Raw genomic sequence first — 19,036 nt, forward strand, 5'->3', positions numbered from 1 at the left:
TGACCAGAACCCTCATCAGAAGCGCCCATCCGTAACATGCCTGGGGAACAGACCCTTGATGTCGTAGATGACGCCCGGGGTCTTGCAAAGCGCCTGCAGGCCGTCGACGCCCAGCGCGCGGAACTGCCAGTGGCCGACGGCCACGATAACGCCGTCATAGCGCTGATCGGGAATGTCCTTCATGCTGGCTATGCCGAAGGCACGCGCGCATTCCTGCGCGTTGACCCAGGGGTCCCATATGTCGATGCCGGCATTGTATTCCTTCAGTTGGGCAACGATATCGGCGACCTTGGAATTCCTCAGGTCCGGACAATTTTCCTTGAAGGCCGCGCCCATCACCAGAATCCGGCTGCCAACGACAGGTATTCCCTTGCGCATCATCAGGCGGGCCGTCTGATCCGCCGCGTGCTGACCCATGCCGTCATTGATACGGCGGCCGGCAAGAATCACCTCCGGATGATAGCCGAGTTCCTGGGCCTTGTGGGTGAGATAGTAGGGATCGACCCCGATGCAGTGGCCGCCGACGAGACCAGGCGTGAAGCGCAGGAAATTCCATTTGGTGCCGGCGGCTTCCAGCACTTCGGACGTGTCGATGCCGAGCTTGCCGAAGATAAGCGACAGCTCGTTCATCAGCGCGATGTTGAGGTCGCGCTGAGTGTTCTCGATGACCTTGGCCGCTTCGGCGACCGCAATGCTCGAGGTACGGTGTGTGCCTGCCGGCACGATCGAGGCATAGAGCGCATCGATACCTTCGGCCGCTTCCGGCGTCGAGCCGCTGGTGACCTTGACGATCGTCTGCAACCGATGCTCGCGGTCGCCCGGATTGATGCGCTCGGGACTGTAGCCGAGGAAGAACCCCTCATTGTAGCGCAGGCCCGAATGTTTCTCGATCAGCGGCGCGCACACCTCTTCCGTGCAGCCGGGGTAGACCGTCGATTCGAAGATCACCACCGCGCCTGGCGATATGACCTCACCGACCAAAGTCGATGCCATGATCAACGGTTTCAGATCCGGACGGTTGGCCCTGTCGATCGGCGTCGGAACCGTGACGATGAAAATCCCGCAATCGCGCAGATCGGCCTTGTCTGTGGTGAATGTCAGCCGCGACGCAGCACTGATCTCATCACTGCTGGCTTCCAGCGTATGATCGTCACCACGCCTCAGCGCGTCCACCCTCGACTGGTCGATGTCGAACCCGACGACATCCCTGGTGGCGCCAAAAGCGACCGCCAGCGGCAGGCCGACATAGCCAAGCCCGATGATCGCTATTTTCCTGGAGGCGAGATCCATCTGCTTCCTGCGCTTGCTATTCCAGAGCCATGCTTCGCATTGGTTATCGCGCACCAAAGCCGGTAAGCATCGTTTTCATTGTCTTGAGGGTTATCAAAACGTCCAGCCAAGGCGAAAAGTTCTTTATGTAATAGAAATCATAGTGCAATTTTTCCATAACGTCATCGACGGCAGCCACATGCCCCTGATTTACTTGTGCCCACCCACTTATGCCTGGCCTGACGATATGCCTGTAGCGATAGAATGGCAGCTCAGCCTCGTACCACTGTGACAGCACGACAGCTTCCGGTCGCGGTCCGATCCAACTCATTTCGCCACGCAGGATGTTGATGACCTGCGGCAGTTCGTCGATCCTGGATTTTCGCAGGAAACGCCCGACTCGGGTGATGCGATCATCATCGCGCCTGGTGATCGCCCTCTCCTTGTCGCTGCCGGCGTCAGAGTGCTGGCGCATCGAGCGAAACTTGTAGACCGTGCAGATCTTGCCCCGGTAGCCCATGCGCTGCTGGCGAAACAGCGCGGGACCATCGGAATCCAGCCGGATCAGCAGCGCTATCAACGCCAGAACCGGGGAAAGAACGATAATCAAGACAAGTGCCGAGACCCAGTCGGCTGCCTGCTTGATCTTGAGATAGGCTTGGTTCGGATTGAGTGAACCAAGCGTGTTTTCCGACAGGTGCTCGATCTCGACCCGCCCGGTCAGCGACTCGCTGACCTGCTTGACGTGGTATACGGGCGTTCCCGAAAGGGCCCGATCCGCGATGTATCGTTCCCATTCCGCGCCAAGATCGGCACGCAGATCAACGACCACGCCGCTGGCTCTTTCGATTATCGTACTGGTCGACTTGATCCAAAACCAATGCACACCCGGTAACGTCTTGAGGCGCTCGACATCTCCGCCGGGAATCACGACGAGCCGGTACGGATCGAGGCGCCGCGTCAACAGGCTCAGGCCGAAATACCAGAGCGTGGACTGCGTGAAACTGGCGGCGGCTTGAAACCGGCTGTACTCGAACCGAAAAAAGAAGATGGTCAGGAAAACAGCCCCATAGGACAGGGCAAATGTCGGCAAGATGTAACTTGCCGCGGCCACGCCCGGGAAATTTCCGATGCGGCGATAGGACAAGAAGCCCACAAGGTGCGCGATGACCGCAGCGGCCACCGTGACCTGAAGACTGGCCGAATAGATAAATTCAGGATTGAAGACAATCCGGATGATCGCCGGCGCAAAAATCGCGAATGTCAGTCCGCCAAGCAGTTGAAACCGAATCCTGAACAGGAAATGCCGGCTTCCGACAATAGTCGACGCTGCGACATTCAACGTCTTCCCCCCTTCCCCGAAGCTGCCGTGTCGGCGACAGACCAGCGCGATAGTGCATCTGACCTAATCGCTCACAACAACGAATCGGACGTCTCGCCCCCCGGCGATTCGATACAGTCGAAGACCAAGAGCTACGACAGCGCGGCTGCACCAGCAAGCATCTATTTCTTAGGTCAACAGTTCGGGAATTGAAAAGCCTAGGCTAATAAAGCGGCTTGATGATCATTACTGAAGATGTCGCAGCGTCTAGGGCGATATAACCGACAATCTATCGAGGTTGGCGGACACCAGACCGGAAATCGGCCAGTCACGCCGCTCCGGCCAGTGGCTTGATTGCCCCTGGCCGTTTCTTCGATCGCGCGCTTCAGCCGCGCTTGAGCAGCGTCCAGACGGCCGGCACCAGGCTTGCCGCCAGAGCCACCTTGATCAGGTCGCCGACGATGAACGGCACGACGCCGAACTGCCACGACTTTTCCGGACCGATGAGCAGCGCCAGCCAGGCAAAGCCCATTGCCATCATGACGAATTCGGCAACCAGCATGGCGTTGAAAAGCTTGATCGGATGGCGGTCCCAACCGCGATCCGCCGCCCAGCCGACAATGGCCGCCATGACCACGAAGCCGGCGAGATAACCGCCGGTCGAGCCGAGCATGTAGGCAATGCCGATGCCCTTTTCAGGCGTGCTCTGGAAGACGGGGAAGCCCATGGCGCCCTCGGCCATGTAGAGCAGCAGGGTGGCGACGCCGAGACGCATGCCGAAGGCGGCGGCGATCAGCAGCACGGCCAGCGTCTGCATCGAAATGTCGACCGGCCCGAGCATAACCTTGGTCTTGGCCGACAGGGTCAGCACAAGCGTTCCGGCGATGGCCAGGAAAAGCTGCGTTGCCAGCCGCGCCGCGCCATTTTGCGGCAGAGCCAGAGAAACAAGCGGACGCATCGTAGTTGCAATTGCCATGGTATTTCCCCAATCCGATTGCCGCACACCGATGTTCGCGGCCTCACATCCTCCTATATTGGCTTGCGTGTTATGCGGCAATCGGTTTTGCCGTTTCCCGAAACAAGGCACCGATGCATGGCACTGAAATTCGATACCGGCTTCGACCCCTTCTATGGCCAGGGGGTGAACGTCGCGCCCGATGTCCAGCGCATCACGGCCCGCAATCCAAGCCCTTTCACCTTTCACGGCACCAACAGCTACATAATTGGCCGCGATACGCTGGCGGTGATCGATCCGGGGCCGGATGACGAGGCGCATCTGCGGACCCTGCTCGGCGTGATCGCAGACCGGCCGGTCAGCCATATCTTCGTCAGCCATACGCATCGCGACCACTCCCCGCTGGCGGCCCGGCTGAAAGAGCGCACCGGCGCCCTCGTGCTGGCAGAGGGGCCGCACCGGCCGGCAAGAGCCCTGCATATCGGCGAGACCAATGCGCTCGACGCCAGTGCCGACACGGCTTTCGTCCCTGATGTCGCCCTGCCCGACGGCGAGGTGGTCGACGGCGACGGCTGGTCGATCAGGACGGTTCTGACCCCGGGCCACACCGCCAATCATGCGGCATTCGCGCTGGAAAGAATTGGCGCGCTGGAGGGAACCGGCATCCTGTTTTCGGCCGATCATGTCATGGCCTGGGCAACCTCCATCGTCGCCCCGCCGGATGGAGCGATGGCCGACTACATGGCCTCGCTGGATCGCTTGATCGAACGCGGGGACCGCTTGCTGTTGCCCGGACATGGCGGGCCGGTGACAGCACCGCGCGCTTTCATGCGCGGGTTGAAGACGCATCGCAAGATGCGCGAGCGCGCCATACTGGAGCGGGTCAGAGAAGGCGACCGGACGATCGTGGACATGGTCAAGGCGATCTACAGGGACACCGACCCGCGGCTGCATGGTGCCGCCGGATTGTCGGTGCTTGCCCATCTCGAGGATCTGACGGCGCGCGGCCTGGTTGTGACCGATGCCGCACCGGCCATCGACGGCATTTTCACGCCGGCCGGATAGGCTATCGGCGCCATTCGCTCTAGAACCGGCTGGAGCGCTCTGCTGGCTGAGGCGACTTCAAGCCCTGGCAAGAGCATTCGGGATCCGTTGGAAGACGTGCCGCGGTCTCCAGCGCAACCCGCGAGGCTGTCATAGAGAGGCTCGGCAGCACGTGCTCCTGCAGCAATTTCTGGCGCTCGCGGTCCATATAGTCGTTGAAACCGGCCGTGACGAACGCCAGGGGCACGAAACAGGCGCCGATCTCGCGCGATAAGGTGGCCTCAGGGGCGATCGAGTGGTTGAGCACGTCCGCTCCCATGTTTCGATATGCCAGAGCTTCGGCGGGAGTTGTCAGTCGCGGCCCGTAGCAGTGGGCAGCCACCAACTGCTGCTCGATGCCATGGACGCGGCATTCGGCTGGCCAATGGCGCCGGGCGGTCTCGGCCAACAATGCCGCACATCTTGGACATACGATCTGCTTGCCCGAGCAGTCGAAGCTCTGGCGGCCGGGAAGCAGTGAAAACGGGGTCTGCGTCAGTTCGAGGATATCGGCGTTCACCACCATGTCGCCGGGCTTGATAGCCTTGTTGACGGCGCCAATGGTCGAGCAGGAGAGAATCTGCTTTACACCCGCACTCATCAACACCCAGAACGCGCGGCGATGACAGGAATGGTCGATATGGTCTCGGGGATTGCCGTGCGAATACATGCACAGGGCACGTTTCGTTTTGCCCTCGACGGTAATAGATGCATCGAATTCGAGCAGCTTCCAATTGTCGCTGGGACCGAAAGGCGTTTGGAAACTCATGTCTCGCTGCAAGGTGCGGACGCCATCAACTTCGACATCTTCCGGAAAGGCGAGACCCCAATTCGCCGATCCGGTGATGATCGCCAACCCCACTTGGGGTATGTCCGTTGAATGATCGGCCAGATCGTCGGCTGCATGATGATTGTTGGGCATGTTTTCAGTCTCGCTCAGGATTTTTGGCGAAGGGTCACGACCAGGACAACGACCACGACGATGACGGTCCACAAGGTCGAAATCGCCGCGATGGTCGGGTCGATCTGATCGCGCAGCGACAGGAACATGAGCTTCGGCAGCGTGCTGTTTTGACCACTCGCGACGAAGATCGAAATGACGGATTCGTCTAGCGAGGTCAGGAAGGCCATCAGTGTGGCCGACAACAGACTGATCTGAAGTTGGGGGACAATTATTCCGCCAATGGCTCTCGCCCAGTTTGCGCCCAGGCTGCGCGCCGCCTGAACCTGGTTCCAGTCAAAGCGGGCCAAGGCGGGCAACAACACAATGCACGCGACCGGAATGGCTAGTACCACATGTCCGACCAGGACACCGAACAGCGTTCCGACAAGACGTTGCGCCGCCAGAACAAAGAAGAGACCGATCGCGAGCAGGATCCCCGGCACAATGGACGGGGTGAGCAGAACGCCCTGAATGGTTACGGCGGCCTTTCCGCCGAGCCGGTTGATCGAGATGCCGGCCAGAAGCCCCAGCGGCACTGTGATCATCGCTGTCAATGTGCCGAGGATCAGGCTCGTCCTGAGTGCGGCCATCCATGTCGCCGAACCGAAGAAAGTCTCGTACCAGCGCAACGAGTATGCGCGCGGTGGGAACTCGAGAAGATTGGACGCCGAAAAGGAGAGCGGGACGACGACGAGCGTCGGCAGCATCAGGAACGCCATAACGAGCGCACAAAAGCTCCACAGGAGGATGCGGGCCAGCCTGCTGTCTGGATAGGCTTCAAGCATGGGCTGTGCCGATGCTGCGTCCGGCAATGAGCCGCCGCGCAGCCAGGAACATCACCCCCACCAACGCCATAAGAACGAGGAGCAGAATGCCCAGGACGCTCGCCGAGCCCCAATCCTGGAAGGTCGATAGCGTGCGCTCGATCCGGGTGGAAAGCGGATTTACCTTGCCGCCGCCAAGCACCGCGGGCGTGATGAAGAACCCTATGGTGTAAATGAAGACGATGATCGAACCCGAGAAGATGCCGCCGGCCGAAAGCGGCAGGATGACCGTGCGGATCGTTTGCCCGAGAGTGGCGCCCATGCTCGCCGACGCGCGGACGAGGTTTGCATCGATATCGCGCATCGCCGCATAAACGGGCAGCAGAAAAAGCGGCAGCATGTAGTGAACCATGCCGATCAGCGTTCCCGTGAAATTGTAGACCAGCGGCAATGGCTCAGCTGTCAGGCCTGAACCCGTCAAAGTTGCGTTGATCAGGCCATCGCGCCGCAACAGCACGAGCCAGCCATAGGTGCGCACCAGAATGGAGGTCCACAACGGCAGCATGACGAAGGCCATCAGCAAATTGGCCACCCTTGGTCTGGCGCTGGCCAGGGCGAGCGCCAGGGGAGTACCGAGAAGAATGCAGATCGCCAGCGTGCCCAGGGACAGTTCAAGGGTTGTGACCAGTGCCGACCATGTCAGCCCGCTCGAAAGCACCTTCTCGTAGTTGCCGACGGTGTACTCGCCCCCCGTGGTCAGGAAGGATTGCCGGATGATCCATAGGATAGGCATTATCGCCGCCAGTCCGACGATGAACAGCGCAGGCAGTGAAAGCGAGAGGAAGAACCGCCGCTCGCGTCGCGCGTCTGCCGCGAGCGCAGGATCGGCAAGGACGGTCACGCTACCACTCCCGGTATCGCGTGAACTTTCGCTGCTGGTGCATAGGCGGTCACCCGCTGACCGGCGGCAAGTTCGGCGCAGCCGCTGGCCAGCGCCGCCGGAATGCAGACAAGTATCTCTTGCCCGCCGTCAAGCGCCAGCGTCAAAAGCCAGTTCTCGCCACGAAACGCCTTGGCGCGCAGCGTTCCCTCAAGGGCCACCCCGTCTGGCCCGACGAGCTTCGCATCAAGATGGAAGCATTCCGCGCGGATCATCAGAGCTTCGCGTGACGCATCGGCGCCGTCTATTCTGCGCGCCGAGCCCGGGGCCACAATGTTGGCCTCGCCCATGAACTCCGCGACGAAGCGGGTCGATGGACGATCATAGATCCGCTGTGGCGTATCGATCTGCTGGATGCGGCCGGAATTCATCACCGCGATCCTGTCGGACATGATTAGCGCTTCGCGCTGGTCATGCGTCACATAGACCGTGGTGATCCCCAGATCATCGTGCAGACGCCGGATCTCGTACTGCATGGTTTCGCGCAGGTTCTTGTCGAGCGCCGACAACGGCTCGTCCATCAGCATCACGCGTGGCTCAAAGACGATCGCCCGCGCCAACGCCACCCGCTGGCGCTGGCCGCCGGACAATGCGGCAATGTTGCGCTCCGCCAAACCTTCAAGCTTCACGCGGGCCAAAGTGTCGAGTGCCCTCTGGCGGGCCTCGGCTTTCGGCGTCTTGCGCAGCACCAACGGATACTCGACATTTGCCAGAACGTTCATGTGGGGAAACAGGGCGTAGTTCTGGAAGACTATGCCGATGTCGCGCTTGTTGGGGGCCAGGCGGGTAATGTCCCGATCGTCCAACAAAAGTTTACCGGAATCGGGCCGGACAAATCCGGCCAAAGCCATGAGCAGCGTGGTCTTGCCCGATCCGGACGGCCCCAAGAGCGTGAGAAATTCGCCAGCCTGAATGTCGAGCGAGACATCGTCCAGCGCGACGTAAGATCCGTAGGTCTTGCGCACGCTGTCGATGGTGATCGGGAGCGACTTCATCATGTGCTTCAGCCTTAAAGCTGAGACTCAGCGGGCCATCATCTCATCGAAGGTTTTTTGAGCAGCTTCGCCATTCTTGACCCACCAGTCCGCATTCGAAAACACCGAAGTGCCGGCATTTTCAGGCGCGGTCGCAAGGGTCTTCAGACGGTCCTCGGGAATAAGGCCACCCTCATAGCCAGCAGGATTGACCGGGCCATAAGCGATGAAATCGGTCAGCTTCGCCACGCGCGCGGGCTGTGTCATCGCCGCGATGAGTTTCATGGCCGCTTCCTTGTTCGGCGCCCCCTTCGGTACCCCGAGGCAATCCGTACCGATGACGGAACCCTTGAACGTGTAATCGACCGCGCCGCCATCCGCTTTCACGGTTTGGGCCCGCCCGTTCCAGGTAACGACCAAATCCGCCTCGCCATCTTTCAGCAACTGCGCGGACTGAGCTCCCGAAGTCCACCACACCGCGACATTTGGTTTGATCGCTTCAAGCCGCTTGATCGCGCGATCCAGGCCCTCCGGCGTGCTGAGCACGGAATACACGTCGGCCGGTGCTACGCCGTCCGAGAGCAGCGCGATCTCGATCGAGTCCTGTGCATTGGCGCGGAGGGCGCGACGGCCCGGAAATTGGGCAACATCCCAGAACTCCGCCCATGTCTTTGGCGGGTTCTCGCCATAGGTTTTGGTGTTCCAGGACATGACGGTGCCATAGGAGTCGAACGGATAGCAGTAGTCGGACTTTGCGCCATCCGGCACGGCCTTTGGATCGATGATCTTGTAGTCGAGCGGCTCCAGCAGCGACTGTGCGGCGGCCTGCGCGCCCTCCGGTGAGCCCAGGTGAATGACGTCGGTTGTGACCGCGCCCGAGGTGACCTGCATCTTCAGGGCGGCCAAGCCGTCGCTGAGGGTCTCCTCGCGGACATCATAGCCAAGCTCTTTTGCAGCGGGGGCCCACATGGCTTCCTTCATGGCGTTGCCATAATCGCCGCCCGCGGTCGTGATGGTGACTGATTGGGCATAGACCGGCACGGCGGCCGAGAATGCTAATGCCGTCAAGGAAATGCGTAACCAAGACATAGGTTCTCCTCCCTAGAATTTGTTGAGACGCGCTCAAAATGGCCAATTCTTGACAATCGTAACGTTACGATTGCATCCAATTGCAGGAGAGTCAAGCTGCTTTAGCGAGAGCTTGGATTGACCGTGAGGTAGAATTCGGTCACGTAGTGGAAGTCAGCAAATCAGCCGGCGCTTTCGCAAATGAGGTCGGGCGACATGACCAACCTGAAACAGATCGCGGCGGAACTTTCCCTTTCGGTCACCACGGTATCCCGCGCGCTGAAGGATGGGCCGGAGGTTCATCCCGCCACCATCGCTCGCGTCAAGGAAGTGGCGCAGCGGGTCGGCTATGTGCCAAATCATCATGGCTTCGCGCTCAAAACTGGCCGCACGCTGACGATGACAGCAATATACCCGATGGAAACACAAGATCATCTGTCCGATCTGTTGAAGCTTCCGTTAATCGAAGGCATGACGCTGGCGGCGCGGCAAGCGGGTTATAGCCTATCCATCTACTCCACCACGCCCGATGATGATCCCATCGAGAGTGTGCAGCGACAGCTTCAGGCGGGCAGCACAGACGGACTGATTATCACACGCATGGTCTCGGGTGATCCGCGCGTTAAGCTATTGCTGGATAGAGGCATGCCATTCGTCGCGTTTGGAAGAACTGACCTGGATACAGCATATCCTTATGTCGACATCGACAATGAACAGATTGCCTACGAGGCGACCCGGCGGCTCATGGACAAGGGCTGCCGACGCATTGCGCTGCAACTTCTCGTTCCCGGCGACCAGGCGAGTGCCATGCGTCTTTCCGGGTATGGAAGGGCAATGGCCGAGGCTGGTATTCCGATCGACCAGTCGCTGATCGGTCATGGAATGTTCACCATGGAATCGAGCGCAGCCTGGTTCGATCGCATGCTGGCCTGGTCAGATCCGCCGACGGGCTTGGCATGCGCCAACGAACTGGGCCTTCTGGGGGCATTACACGCTCTCGGCAGAAGAGGTCTCGCGCCAGGGAGTGACATCCACATTGTCACTCGGGACAGCACGCGGCTATCGCGCTTCCTGCCTGCGAAGATCGGCGTTCATTTCGTGGACATAGCGGGTGTCGGACGCAAACTTGTCGAAGTCCTGGAGAGCCGGATCGCCAATCCGATTGGACCGGTCGCGACAGTCTTGTTCAAAGGAGAGTTCGACCCTGGCGAATAGCCTCCCCTGGGTCTCATTCGACCGGAGCGGCGCCAACCTGACCGGCGACTTCCTGGTCGAGTTCCGCGAGAAATTCGGTGATGCGCGCCGCATTGTCGCCGAGGTCGTAGCGGCCGTAGCGGGATGCCGACCGCATGTCGACGATGACCGTGTCGCCATCGTCCGTCACGCGGATCGCCACGTCGGCGGGAAGGCCGATCACGAAGCCCTTGGCGACGGCGGTGATGGTCACCTCGCTTTGCCCGGCGAGATCGGGATAGGGTTCCGACAGCTCCCAGTCGCGCCGGTCGAGCACGGTTTCGACGGCATTGACGACGGTCTCGAACGGCAGGTCGTAGCTGCGTGCGCTGACCAGCGGATAGCTATCGGTCTGCAGCCGCTGTTCCCCAGGCGTCGACGGCGCAAGCACGTTCATATCCTTCCTCCGGTCGCTCACGTCGAGCGCCGGCGGTTCGTCGAAATCCGTCGAGATATCCCTGAGCGGCGGATAGATCGTCGCCCAGTAGGCGGCGACGCCATAGGGTGCGAGCACCAGCAGTGCCAGCAGCGCGCCGACCGTCAGGTCGCGACCGCCGCGGTCGCCGAAATTCCAGAGCCGCGAAAAGGCAAACCCGGCAAACAACAGCGCCATCGCCGCCAGCAGCGCGACAATGCCCAGCACCCACAGAAAGACAGGTGTTTCGACGAGATCGAAGCGATGGCCGACGAAGACCGTCAGCAGCAGCACCAACGAAAAAGCGGCCGTGCGCCGCGACCAGCCGGCCGCCTTCGACGTTTGCCGTTCAGGAATGCTAACCATCGTTTTCCGTGCTGCCCCAACCCGAACGGAGACTTAGTGCCTTTTTGCGATGGCATGAAGCCGAAACATGCACCATCGCGTCAATCCGTCGGCAGGCGATAGTCCTTGAATTGCTGGCGCAAGGTGATCTTCTGGATCTTGCCGGTGGCGGTGTGCGGAATTTCACCGACGAAAGCGACATCGTCCGGCATCCACCATTTGGCCACCTTGCCGTCCATGAAGTCGAGAATGTCAGCCTTGGTCGGTTCCTTGCCCGGTTTGCGGACGACGACCAGCAGCGGCCGTTCGCCCCATTTCGAATGCTGAACGCCGATGGCTGCCGCCTCGGCGACATCGGGATGGCCAACAGCCAGATTCTCGAGGTCGATGGTCGAAATCCATTCGCCGCCGGACTTGATGACGTCCTTGGCGCGATCGGTGATCTGCATGTAGCCGCCGGCGTCGATGTGGGCGACGTCGCCAGTGTCGAACCAGCCATCCTCATCGAACTGCTCCACGCCGGCGCCGCCATAATAGGCACGGGCAACGGCCGGCCCACGCACTTTCAGGCGGCCAAAAGTCTTGCCGTCCCAAGGCTGCTCGTTGTTGTCGTCGTCGGTCACCTTCATTTCGACGCCGAAGGGCGGATGGCCCTGTTTCTGCTGGACATCGAGCCGGGCTTCGCCCTCAAGACCGGCATGGTCCGGCTTCAGGGTGCACAGCGTGCCGAGCGGCGACATTTCGGTCATACCCCACGCATGGATGACCTGGACATCGTAGTTCTGCTGGAACTTGGTCATGATCGCGCGCGGGCACGACGAGCCGCCGATGACAACCTTGTTCAGATAGGGAAGCTTCTTGCCGGTCTCCTCCAGATGCTGCAGCAGCATCATCCAGACGGTCGGCACGGCGGCGCTGAAGGTCACCTTCTCGGTGTCGAGCAATTCATAGATCGAGGCGCCATCCATCTTGCAGCCGGGCATGACCAGCTTGGCACCGATCATCGGCCCGCTCTGGCCAAGGCCCCAGGCATTGGCGTGAAACATCGGCACGACAGGCAGGATCGTATCGCGCGACGACAGTCCCATGGCGTCGGGCATGGCAGCGATCATGGCGTGCAGCACGTTCGAACGATGGCTGTAGACGACGCCCTTGGGATCGCCCGTGGTCCCGGACGTGTAGCACATGCCGGCGGCGGTGCTTTCGTCGAAGGTCTTCCAGGCGAAGTCGCCATCCGCCTCGTCAAGCCAGTCTTCATAGGCGACCGCGTTGGGCAATGTCGTCGGCGGCATATGCGCCCTGTCGGTCAGCACGATCACCTGTTTCAGCGATTTTACGGCGCCGGCGATTTTCTCGAGCAGCGGCACGAAGGTCAGGTCGACGAAGACTGCCTTGTCCTCGGCATGGTTCATGATCCAGACGATCTGCTCGGGAAACAGCCGCGGATTGAGCGTGTGGTAGATGGCGCCGATGCCCATGATGCCGTACCAGGCCTCGATATGGCGTGCGGTGTTCCAGGCCAGCGTCGCGATGCGGTCGCCCAGCCCATAGCCGTCGCGCTCCAGCCGCTGGGCGACCTTCAGGGCACGACGATGGATGTCGGCGTAAGTGGTACGCACGATCGGCCCCTCGATCGAGCGCGTCACGATCTTACGCACGCCATGCTGCCGCTCGGCATTGTCGATGAGCTTATGGCAAAGCAGCGGCCATTCCTGCATCAGTCCCAGCATTCGGTCCTCCCTCACGCTTTTGCGTTGTGCTTTTCGGGCTATTGTGGAGCGAACCGGCCGATTGTCCAGCCGCCAGCACCACCCAGCGCCGCATTGGTGGAAAACCGCCACAATCCGGCCATCGTCCGCGTTAAGTTTCGTTAACGGGCAAAGGGGTGCGATTGGCGACTGAAAGAGGTTCGCATGGACGCGCAGCTCGACGACAAGGCTCTCGAGAGTACGCTTGCCGAAAGTCTGGCCGATGTGGTGCCGGACACAAAGACTGTTTCCGAAGATGAATTTGTTGAAGTTGTCGGCGGCGCGCTGGAAGCGGTCGGCGGCACGCTGCTGTTCAAGATGTGCGTCCAGAATCAGGGCGAGGACCAGCACGTCGCGGCCGCGTCAGTCGGCGATGGCGGAAACCGCCAGTTCCTGCTGCTCACCTTGCCTACCGGCGGCGGTTCCTTGAAGGTCGAGACCGTATCGAGAAGCAGCAACCCGGTCGCCGGGATCGCTGCCGCCTATGCCGGTCTCATGGACGTGTTCAAGGCCGCTGCCTGACAGCTGACGACAAGTATCTCGAGGGTTCCAAGGCGCGGTCCATCGGCGTCGGCAAGGCAAGTTTTGCGTGCTGGATGGCGATAGCGGCTTGCACAATGCGCTTGCGCGACACACCTTTAAGTCGACGCAAGGAGAGCCCCCGCATGGATCAGATCGCCAACCCCGCACCCGGTTTCCAACGCAACCCGGACAAAATCATCACCATCGAGCCCTATGCCGGCACCGTTACCGTGCGTGCCGGAGACGTGGTCATCGCTTCAACAGCGAAGGCCAAGGTGCTGACCGAGGCCCCCTATCCGGCGGCGTTCTACATTCCGTTCGCCGACATCGATTTCGGCAAGCTCGGCCGCACCGACCACTCGACCCATTGCCCCTACAAGGGCGATGCAAGCTATTGGAGCGTGCTGCCTGCCGGCGAGACCGGCCAGAACGCCATGTGGGCCTACGAGCGGCCTTTCGACGAAATGGCTGAAATCCGCAACCACGGCGCATTCTACGCCAGCAAGGTCACGATCGAAGCCAAACCAGACTGAGCCCACGCCGACGGCATCGAGATCCGCTCGGCTGGCCAGTCACTCCGTCGTGCCGTTGTTGCCGATGCCTTCGGCATCGTCGAGCCGCACAAAGGTCAAGCCCTTGGCCTTGAGCGCCAGCAGCCCCTGCACCACGCCTTCGCCGGCCGCATGGGTCGGCTGGTTGATGTGCGAGATGATGACGTCGCCATCCTTGGCCGCCGCGATGCGCCGGGCGGTCTCCTTGGCGCCGAGCAAAGAGCCACCGTCGCCGTTTATCGAGAAACCCGCGACCTTGAAGCCAAGCTTGCGGATCATGGCGATTGCCGACGGGCTGTATTCGGCGGTTGCGCCACGGAACCATTTCGGCGCCGGCTCGCCGGTCCCGGCAAGAGCGGCGGCTCCCGATTCGACCTCGGCCAGCACCGCGTCCGGGCTGCCGGCGCTGCGGATGCCATAGATTTTCCGCGGCGTGTCGACCGCCGGAATGTGGTGGCCGCCGTGATTTTCCAGTTCGAACAGATCGGGATGCGCCCGCATGATCTCGACCGCGGCGGCGTTTCGCCTCAGCCAGATGCCGGTGACGAAAATGGTGGCGGGAATCTTGTTGTCCACCAGCGCCGAAAGGATCCGGTTGTCGGTCTGTCCACCGCACGCGTCGAGCGTAAGCGCCACACGGCCGGCTCCGCTCGCCTGCGACTTGATGTGCAGCGTCGGCTCGACGAGCGGCGCGGCATGGCTGGCGGATGCCATCGCCCACGACAGGGCGATCATGCAGAGATTTTTTTGCAGCAGGCGCATCAAACCGATTCCCGGACCCGTCATTTCAAGCAGGCATCCCAACGACCCGCATGAAGGCGGAAATCGGGATGGTGCATAGCTGAAAAGCGCTCCGCGACAATGTGACCGTTCCTGTGGGCGACAGGTCATTCCACCGCGTCGAGAGCGGTCGTGCATGCGGCGCATGATCTCAGATGGCGTGTTCCAGTTTCATTTCGGTGCGCGAAAGAACCTCGCGCACCGCATCGACCACAGGCTTGACCTCCAGGCCCCAGACGCAGCATGCTTTGCTCGGATCCGGCGCGCGGCAGAGGTTTTCGGCCATGCAGGCGCAAGGCATCGGCGGCTGGAGCGAGATGCTGGGCACGCCGACGGGACCCCAGCGCGACGGCTCCGTCAGACCGAACAATCCGACAACCGGGGTTCCGGTGGCTGCGGCCATGTGCATCGGGCCGCTCTCATTGCCGAGAAACAGCCGAGCCTGTTTCAGCAACGCCAGCAGGCTTTCAAGCGACAGGTCACCGACGAGATTGACGACCGAGGGCGCGGTTCTGGCGACGATACGTTCGGCGATCTCGCGCTCGTCCGGGCCGCCCACCAGGACGACATCCAGGCTGGTCTCGCCGGCAATCTCGACGATCACTGCTGCAAACCGCTCCGGCTGCCAACGTCGGCCCTCGAAGCTTGCACCCGCATGCACGGCGATGAATGCGTTTGGCCGCAGATGGTGCTTACCCAGCAGCGCCAATGCTTTCGCCGTCTCCGATGGCAGCGGCTGAAGGTTCGGAATCACCGTGCGAAGTTCGATGCCGAGCGCTTCGAGCGGCGAGAGGTAGCGGTACAGGAAATGCTGACCATCAAAGCCGTAGGGCTTGGCAAAGACATTGGCGGGTTGCCGCTCCAACATACGCAAGGGTCTTTCGGAAGGATTGTAACCGACACGGGTCTTGGCGTTGACGAGCCCGGTGACCATGCGCGACGTCTTCGAATCGGTCAGGTCGATGGTCAGGTCGAAACGGAAGCGGCGCAACGCCCGCACCATGGTGTAGAGCTCCTTCCCGCGCTCCAAGGGCGTTCCGCGCATGCGGTCGCGCCTGAATGCGACCACCTCGGAAGCGATACCATGGGCCATGACGAAGCTCTCGAAGCGGGCCTCGCACAGAAAGACGATGCTGGCGCCGGGGAATTCGAGCCGCAGGTTCTTGGCGAGCGCCGAGGCGAGGACGAGATCGCCTATAAACTTGGTTTGGATGACCAGGATCGAGTGGAACGGCGCGGGAGAAATCTGCAGCATCTGTTTCCGGGAGCAATTTGCGGATGGCCGCAAATTGGGCAGGAACAATGTCGAGATTACGCGACGCCGCCAGCACGTTCGCGTGAATTGCCTTACAAAACGGTAAGCTGGATGGATCCTATCCTCGGCCTGCCTTCGCAACCAGCACCGCTGCCTGCGCGGCCGCCAGCCTGGCGATCGGCACGCGATAGGGCGAACAGGACACGTAGTCGAGGCCGACCTCTTCGCAAAAGCGGATCGAGGCCGGATCGCCGCCATGTTCGCCGCAGATACCGAGCTTGATGTCGGGCCGCGTCGCCTTGCCCTTTTGCGCGGCCATGCGCACCAGTTCGCCGACGCCGTCGATGTCGAGCGAGACGAACGGGTCCTGATCGATAATGCCCTTCTGGCGGTAGGTTTCCAGGAACGAGGCCGCATCGTCGCGCGAGATGCCGAAGGTCGTCTGGGTCAGGTCGTTGGTGCCGAAGGAGAAGAATTCGGCTGACTCTGCAATGACATGGGCACGGATCGCGGCACGGGGGAGTTCAATCATGGTTCCCGTGAGATAGTCGATCTTGACGCCGGTTTCCTCCATGACGCTCTTGGCAACCGCATCGATGCGCGCCTTGACGTAATCGAGCTCCTTCACCAGGCCGACCAACGGCACCATGATCTCGGGGACCACCAGGGCGCCAGCCTTCCTGCCGGCCTCCACCGCCGCCTCGAAAATGGCGCGTGCCTGCATCTCGGCGATCTCGGGATAGGAGACAGCCAGGCGGCAGCCGCGATGGCCGAGCATCGGGTTGAACTCGTGCAGTGCCTCGGTGCGCTGCCTGAGCTTGTCCGGCGACACCTTCATGGCGGCGGCGACCTCGGCCACTTCCTCCTCGGTCTTGGGCAGGAATTCGTGCAGCGGGGGATCGAGCAGGCGGATCGTCACCGGCAGGCCGGCCATGATCTCGAACAGTTCGAGGAAGTCCGAGCGCTGCATGGGTAGAAGCTTGGCAAGTGCGGCGCGCCTGTCCTTTTCGGTGTCGGCCAGGATCATCTCGCGCATGGCGACGATGCGCTCGCCGTCGAAGAACATGTGCTCGGTGCGGCAAAGGCCGATGCCTTCAGCGCCGAAGGAACGCGCCATGCGCGCGTCGAGCGGCGTTTCGGCATTGGTGCGCACCTTCATGCGACGCACGGCGTCGGCCCATTCCATGATGGCGGCAAAATCGCCGGAAAGTTCCGGCTGCAACATCGACACGGCGCCCTTCAGCACCTGGCCGTTGCTGCCATCGATGGTGATGATATCACCCTTGCGGAAGGTCGACCCCATCGCCATCAGCGTGCCGGCCTTGTAGTCGACACGCAGCGAGCCGGCCCCGGAGACGCAAGGCTTGCCCATGCCGCGTGCCACCACCGCGGCGTGGCTGGTCATGCCGCCGCGCGTGGTCAGGATGCCTTCCGCCGCATGCATGCCGTGGATGTCTTCGGGGCTGGTTTCGATGCGCACCAGGATCGCCTTGCGGCCCTGCGTCTTCAATTCCTCGGCGTCGCCGGAGGAAAAGACGATCTCGCCGGTGGCAGCACCGGGCGACGCCGGCAGGCCAATGCCGATGACATCGCGCGCGGCCTTGGGGTCGATGGTCGGATGCAGCAACTGGTCGAGCGAGGCCGGGTCGATACGGGCGACGGCTTCCTCCTTCGTGATCAGCCTGTCCCGCGCCATCTCGACGGCAATTTTCAGCGCCGCCTTGGCGGTGCGCTTGCCGGAGCGGGTCTGCAGCATCCACAATTTGCCGCGCTCGATGGTGAATTCGAGATCCTGCATGTCGCGGTAGTGCTTCTCCAGATTGTCGGAGATGGTGACAAAGGACTGGAACGCGTCAGGCATCAGCTTCTGCAGCGACGGCTTGTCCGAGCCGGCTGCGATACGCGCCGCTTCGGTGATGTTCTGCGGCGTGCGGATGCCGGCGACGACGTCCTCGCCCTGCGCGTTCACCAGGAACTCGCCATAGAGCATCTTTTCGCCGGTCGAAGGGTTGCGCGTGAAGGCAACGCCGGTGGCCGAGGTTTCGCCCATATTGCCGAACACCATGGCCTGGACGTTGACCGCCGTGCCCCAGCTTTCGGGAATGTCGTGCAGGCGGCGATAGGTGATGGCGCGGTTGTTCATCCAGCTCGAGAACACGGCTGATATCGCGCCCCAGAGCTGCTCGTGCGGATCCTGCGGAAAAGGCCTGCCGAGCTCTTCCTCGACCTTGGCCTTGTAGAGCGCGATGACGCCCTGCCATTCGAGCGCCGTCAGTTCGGTGTCGAGCTCGTGCCCGAGCCCGCCTTTCTGATCTTCCAAGATTTCTTCGAACACCTCATGATCGAGGCCCATGACGACATCGGAATACATCTGGATGAAGCGGCGGTAGCTGTCATAGGCAAAGCGCGCATCGCCGGAATCGGCGGCCAGCGCCTCGACCGTCTCGTCGTTCAGGCCCAGATTGAGCACGGTGTCCATCATGCCGGGCATCGAGGCGCGAGCGCCCGAACGCACCGACACCAGCAGCAGTTTCGACGGGTCGCCGAACCGACGGCCGGTCAGCCGGCCGATGTGATCGAGCGCGACCGCGACATCGGCTTCCAACCCGGCCGGATAAATACGGCCGTTGGCGTAGTAGGCGTTGCAGACCTCCGTGGTGATGGTGAAGCCCGGCGGCACCGGCAGCCTCAGGCTGCACATCTCGGCCAGGTTGGCGCCCTTGCCGCCCAGGAGATTCTTGTCGCTGGCACGGCCTTCCGCCGCACCATCGCCAAAGGTGAAAACCCATTTGGTCATGCATCGCTCTCCGGTTGCAGGAGATTGGAAAGATTGGCGAAACGGAAAGTTCCGCCGGTCCGTCCTTGGAGCG

17 protein-coding genes are annotated in these 19,036 nt (G+C 61.6%); 4 read left to right on the top strand and 13 right to left on the bottom strand.

All coding sequences use genetic code 11. The annotated features are described in order from the left end of the window. Positions 1-15: 15 nt before the first annotated feature. The 3 genes from NKH06_RS29395 to NKH06_RS29405 form a co-directional block, all read right to left on the bottom strand. A complete protein-coding gene (locus NKH06_RS29395) occupies positions 16-1,290 on the bottom strand; it encodes a nucleotide sugar dehydrogenase (protein ID WP_128302521.1) in 1,275 nt (424 codons plus the stop codon). A gap of 43 nt (positions 1,291-1,333) precedes the next feature. Then, the gene (locus NKH06_RS29400) at positions 1,334-2,611 is read right to left on the bottom strand and encodes a sugar transferase (RefSeq protein ID WP_352442758.1); all 1,278 of its coding nucleotides are present in this window, start codon (positions 2,609-2,611) and stop codon (positions 1,334-1,336) included. Between the two features lie 364 nt (positions 2,612-2,975). Next, entirely contained in the window at positions 2,976-3,566 is a 591-nt protein-coding gene (locus NKH06_RS29405; RefSeq protein ID WP_352442759.1) for a biotin transporter BioY, read from the bottom strand. Between the two features lie 117 nt (positions 3,567-3,683). On the opposite strand from NKH06_RS29405, the gene NKH06_RS29410 reads away from it, so the two are divergent. Further along, complete coding sequence (locus tag NKH06_RS29410; protein ID WP_128302518.1) at positions 3,684-4,610, top strand: MBL fold metallo-hydrolase; 927 nt, start codon at positions 3,684-3,686, stop codon at positions 4,608-4,610. Between the two features lie 19 nt (positions 4,611-4,629). On the opposite strand, the gene NKH06_RS29415 is transcribed toward NKH06_RS29410, so the two are convergent. Genes NKH06_RS29415 through NKH06_RS29435 form a run of 5 tightly spaced genes read right to left on the bottom strand, consistent with a single transcriptional unit; the run spans position 4,630 to position 9,338 of the window. After that, the gene (locus NKH06_RS29415) at positions 4,630-5,550 is read right to left on the bottom strand and encodes a phosphorylase family protein (protein WP_128302517.1); all 921 of its coding nucleotides are present in this window, start codon (positions 5,548-5,550) and stop codon (positions 4,630-4,632) included. A 14-nt stretch (positions 5,551-5,564) separates the two neighbouring features. Then, positions 5,565-6,356, bottom strand: a complete 792-nt coding sequence (locus NKH06_RS29420; protein ID WP_128302516.1) for an ABC transporter permease — start codon at positions 6,354-6,356, stop codon at positions 5,565-5,567. Next, positions 6,349-7,236, bottom strand: coding sequence for an ABC transporter permease (locus tag NKH06_RS29425; RefSeq protein WP_352442760.1), 888 nt, complete (start codon positions 7,234-7,236; stop codon positions 6,349-6,351). Before NKH06_RS29425 ends, NKH06_RS29420 begins: the two co-directional genes overlap by 8 nt. After that, positions 7,233-8,270 carry an ABC transporter ATP-binding protein gene (locus NKH06_RS29430; protein WP_352442781.1) on the bottom strand — a complete coding sequence of 346 codons (1,038 nt, stop codon included), beginning with the start codon at positions 8,268-8,270 and terminating at the stop codon, positions 7,233-7,235. The genes NKH06_RS29425 and NKH06_RS29430 overlap by 4 nt, the downstream gene beginning before the upstream one ends. Before the next feature lie 27 nt (positions 8,271-8,297). Next, positions 8,298-9,338: an ABC transporter substrate-binding protein gene (locus NKH06_RS29435; RefSeq protein WP_352442761.1), complete on the bottom strand. Its 1,041-nt coding sequence runs from the start codon at positions 9,336-9,338 to the stop codon at positions 8,298-8,300. A 195-nt stretch (positions 9,339-9,533) separates the two neighbouring features. Between NKH06_RS29435 and NKH06_RS29440 the strand changes: the two genes are divergently transcribed. Continuing rightward, complete coding sequence (locus tag NKH06_RS29440) at positions 9,534-10,532, top strand: LacI family DNA-binding transcriptional regulator (RefSeq protein WP_128302515.1); 999 nt, start codon at positions 9,534-9,536, stop codon at positions 10,530-10,532. 13 nt (positions 10,533-10,545) lie between these two features. Here the strand turns inward: NKH06_RS29440 and NKH06_RS29445 are convergent, their stop codons facing one another. Together NKH06_RS29445 and NKH06_RS29450 are read right to left on the bottom strand one after the other, a co-directional pair. Further along, positions 10,546-11,331 (bottom strand): DUF1499 domain-containing protein, encoded by a 786-nt coding sequence (locus tag NKH06_RS29445; protein WP_023808562.1) that lies wholly within the window; start codon positions 11,329-11,331, stop codon positions 10,546-10,548. Between the two features lie 80 nt (positions 11,332-11,411). Beyond that, positions 11,412-13,040 carry a fatty-acid--CoA ligase gene (locus NKH06_RS29450; RefSeq protein WP_352442762.1) on the bottom strand — a complete coding sequence of 543 codons (1,629 nt, stop codon included), beginning with the start codon at positions 13,038-13,040 and terminating at the stop codon, positions 11,412-11,414. A 183-nt stretch (positions 13,041-13,223) separates the two neighbouring features. Between NKH06_RS29450 and NKH06_RS29455 the strand changes: the two genes are divergently transcribed. Continuing rightward, a complete protein-coding gene (locus NKH06_RS29455; protein WP_023808564.1) occupies positions 13,224-13,580 on the top strand; it encodes a hypothetical protein in 357 nt (118 codons plus the stop codon). Between the two features lie 143 nt (positions 13,581-13,723). Beyond that, positions 13,724-14,113, top strand: a complete 390-nt coding sequence (locus NKH06_RS29460) for a DUF427 domain-containing protein (protein ID WP_352442763.1) — start codon at positions 13,724-13,726, stop codon at positions 14,111-14,113. 39 nt (positions 14,114-14,152) lie between these two features. On the opposite strand, the gene NKH06_RS29465 is transcribed toward NKH06_RS29460, so the two are convergent. The 3 genes from NKH06_RS29465 to ppdK form a co-directional block, all read right to left on the bottom strand. Further along, entirely contained in the window at positions 14,153-14,893 is a 741-nt protein-coding gene (locus tag NKH06_RS29465; RefSeq protein WP_023808566.1) for a polysaccharide deacetylase family protein, read from the bottom strand. Positions 14,894-15,062: 169 nt separating this feature from the next. Further along, positions 15,063-16,166: a glycosyltransferase family 9 protein gene (locus tag NKH06_RS29470; protein ID WP_352772347.1), complete on the bottom strand. Its 1,104-nt coding sequence runs from the start codon at positions 16,164-16,166 to the stop codon at positions 15,063-15,065. A gap of 118 nt (positions 16,167-16,284) precedes the next feature. After that, positions 16,285-18,963, bottom strand: a complete 2,679-nt coding sequence (ppdK, locus tag NKH06_RS29475) for a pyruvate, phosphate dikinase (protein ID WP_352442766.1) — start codon at positions 18,961-18,963, stop codon at positions 16,285-16,287. Positions 18,964-19,036: the final 73 nt, after the last annotated feature.

The organism is Mesorhizobium sp. M1342 (assembly GCF_040317955.1).
Lineage (GTDB): Bacteria > Pseudomonadota > Alphaproteobacteria > Rhizobiales > Rhizobiaceae > Mesorhizobium.

Excerpts from the sequence above, each read along its gene's own strand:
- NKH06_RS29450 (WP_352442762.1), bottom strand. The coding sequence starts at position 13,040 with ATGCTGGGACTGATGCAGGAATGGCCGCTGCTTTGCCATAAGCTCATC.
- NKH06_RS29465 (WP_023808566.1), bottom strand. The coding sequence starts at position 14,893 with ATGCGCCTGCTGCAAAAAAATCTCTGCATGATCGCCCTGTCGTGGGCG.
- NKH06_RS29405 (WP_352442759.1), bottom strand. The coding sequence starts at position 3,566 with ATGGCAATTGCAACTACGATGCGTCCGCTTGTTTCTCTGGCTCTGCCG.
- NKH06_RS29460 (WP_352442763.1), top strand. The coding sequence starts at position 13,724 with ATGGATCAGATCGCCAACCCCGCACCCGGTTTCCAACGCAACCCGGAC.
- NKH06_RS29410 (WP_128302518.1), top strand. The coding sequence starts at position 3,684 with ATGGCACTGAAATTCGATACCGGCTTCGACCCCTTCTATGGCCAGGGG.
- NKH06_RS29395 (WP_128302521.1), bottom strand. The coding sequence starts at position 1,290 with ATGGATCTCGCCTCCAGGAAAATAGCGATCATCGGGCTTGGCTATGTC.
- NKH06_RS29455 (WP_023808564.1), top strand. The coding sequence starts at position 13,224 with ATGGACGCGCAGCTCGACGACAAGGCTCTCGAGAGTACGCTTGCCGAA.
- NKH06_RS29435 (WP_352442761.1), bottom strand. The coding sequence starts at position 9,338 with ATGTCTTGGTTACGCATTTCCTTGACGGCATTAGCATTCTCGGCCGCC.
- NKH06_RS29470 (WP_352772347.1), bottom strand. The coding sequence starts at position 16,166 with ATGCTGCAGATTTCTCCCGCGCCGTTCCACTCGATCCTGGTCATCCAA.
- ppdK (WP_352442766.1), bottom strand. The coding sequence starts at position 18,963 with ATGACCAAATGGGTTTTCACCTTTGGCGATGGTGCGGCGGAAGGCCGT.
- NKH06_RS29430 (WP_352442781.1), bottom strand. The coding sequence starts at position 8,270 with ATGAAGTCGCTCCCGATCACCATCGACAGCGTGCGCAAGACCTACGGA.
- NKH06_RS29440 (WP_128302515.1), top strand. The coding sequence starts at position 9,534 with ATGACCAACCTGAAACAGATCGCGGCGGAACTTTCCCTTTCGGTCACC.
- NKH06_RS29415 (WP_128302517.1), bottom strand. The coding sequence starts at position 5,550 with ATGCCCAACAATCATCATGCAGCCGACGATCTGGCCGATCATTCAACG.
- NKH06_RS29420 (WP_128302516.1), bottom strand. The coding sequence starts at position 6,356 with ATGCTTGAAGCCTATCCAGACAGCAGGCTGGCCCGCATCCTCCTGTGG.
- NKH06_RS29445 (WP_023808562.1), bottom strand. The coding sequence starts at position 11,331 with ATGGTTAGCATTCCTGAACGGCAAACGTCGAAGGCGGCCGGCTGGTCG.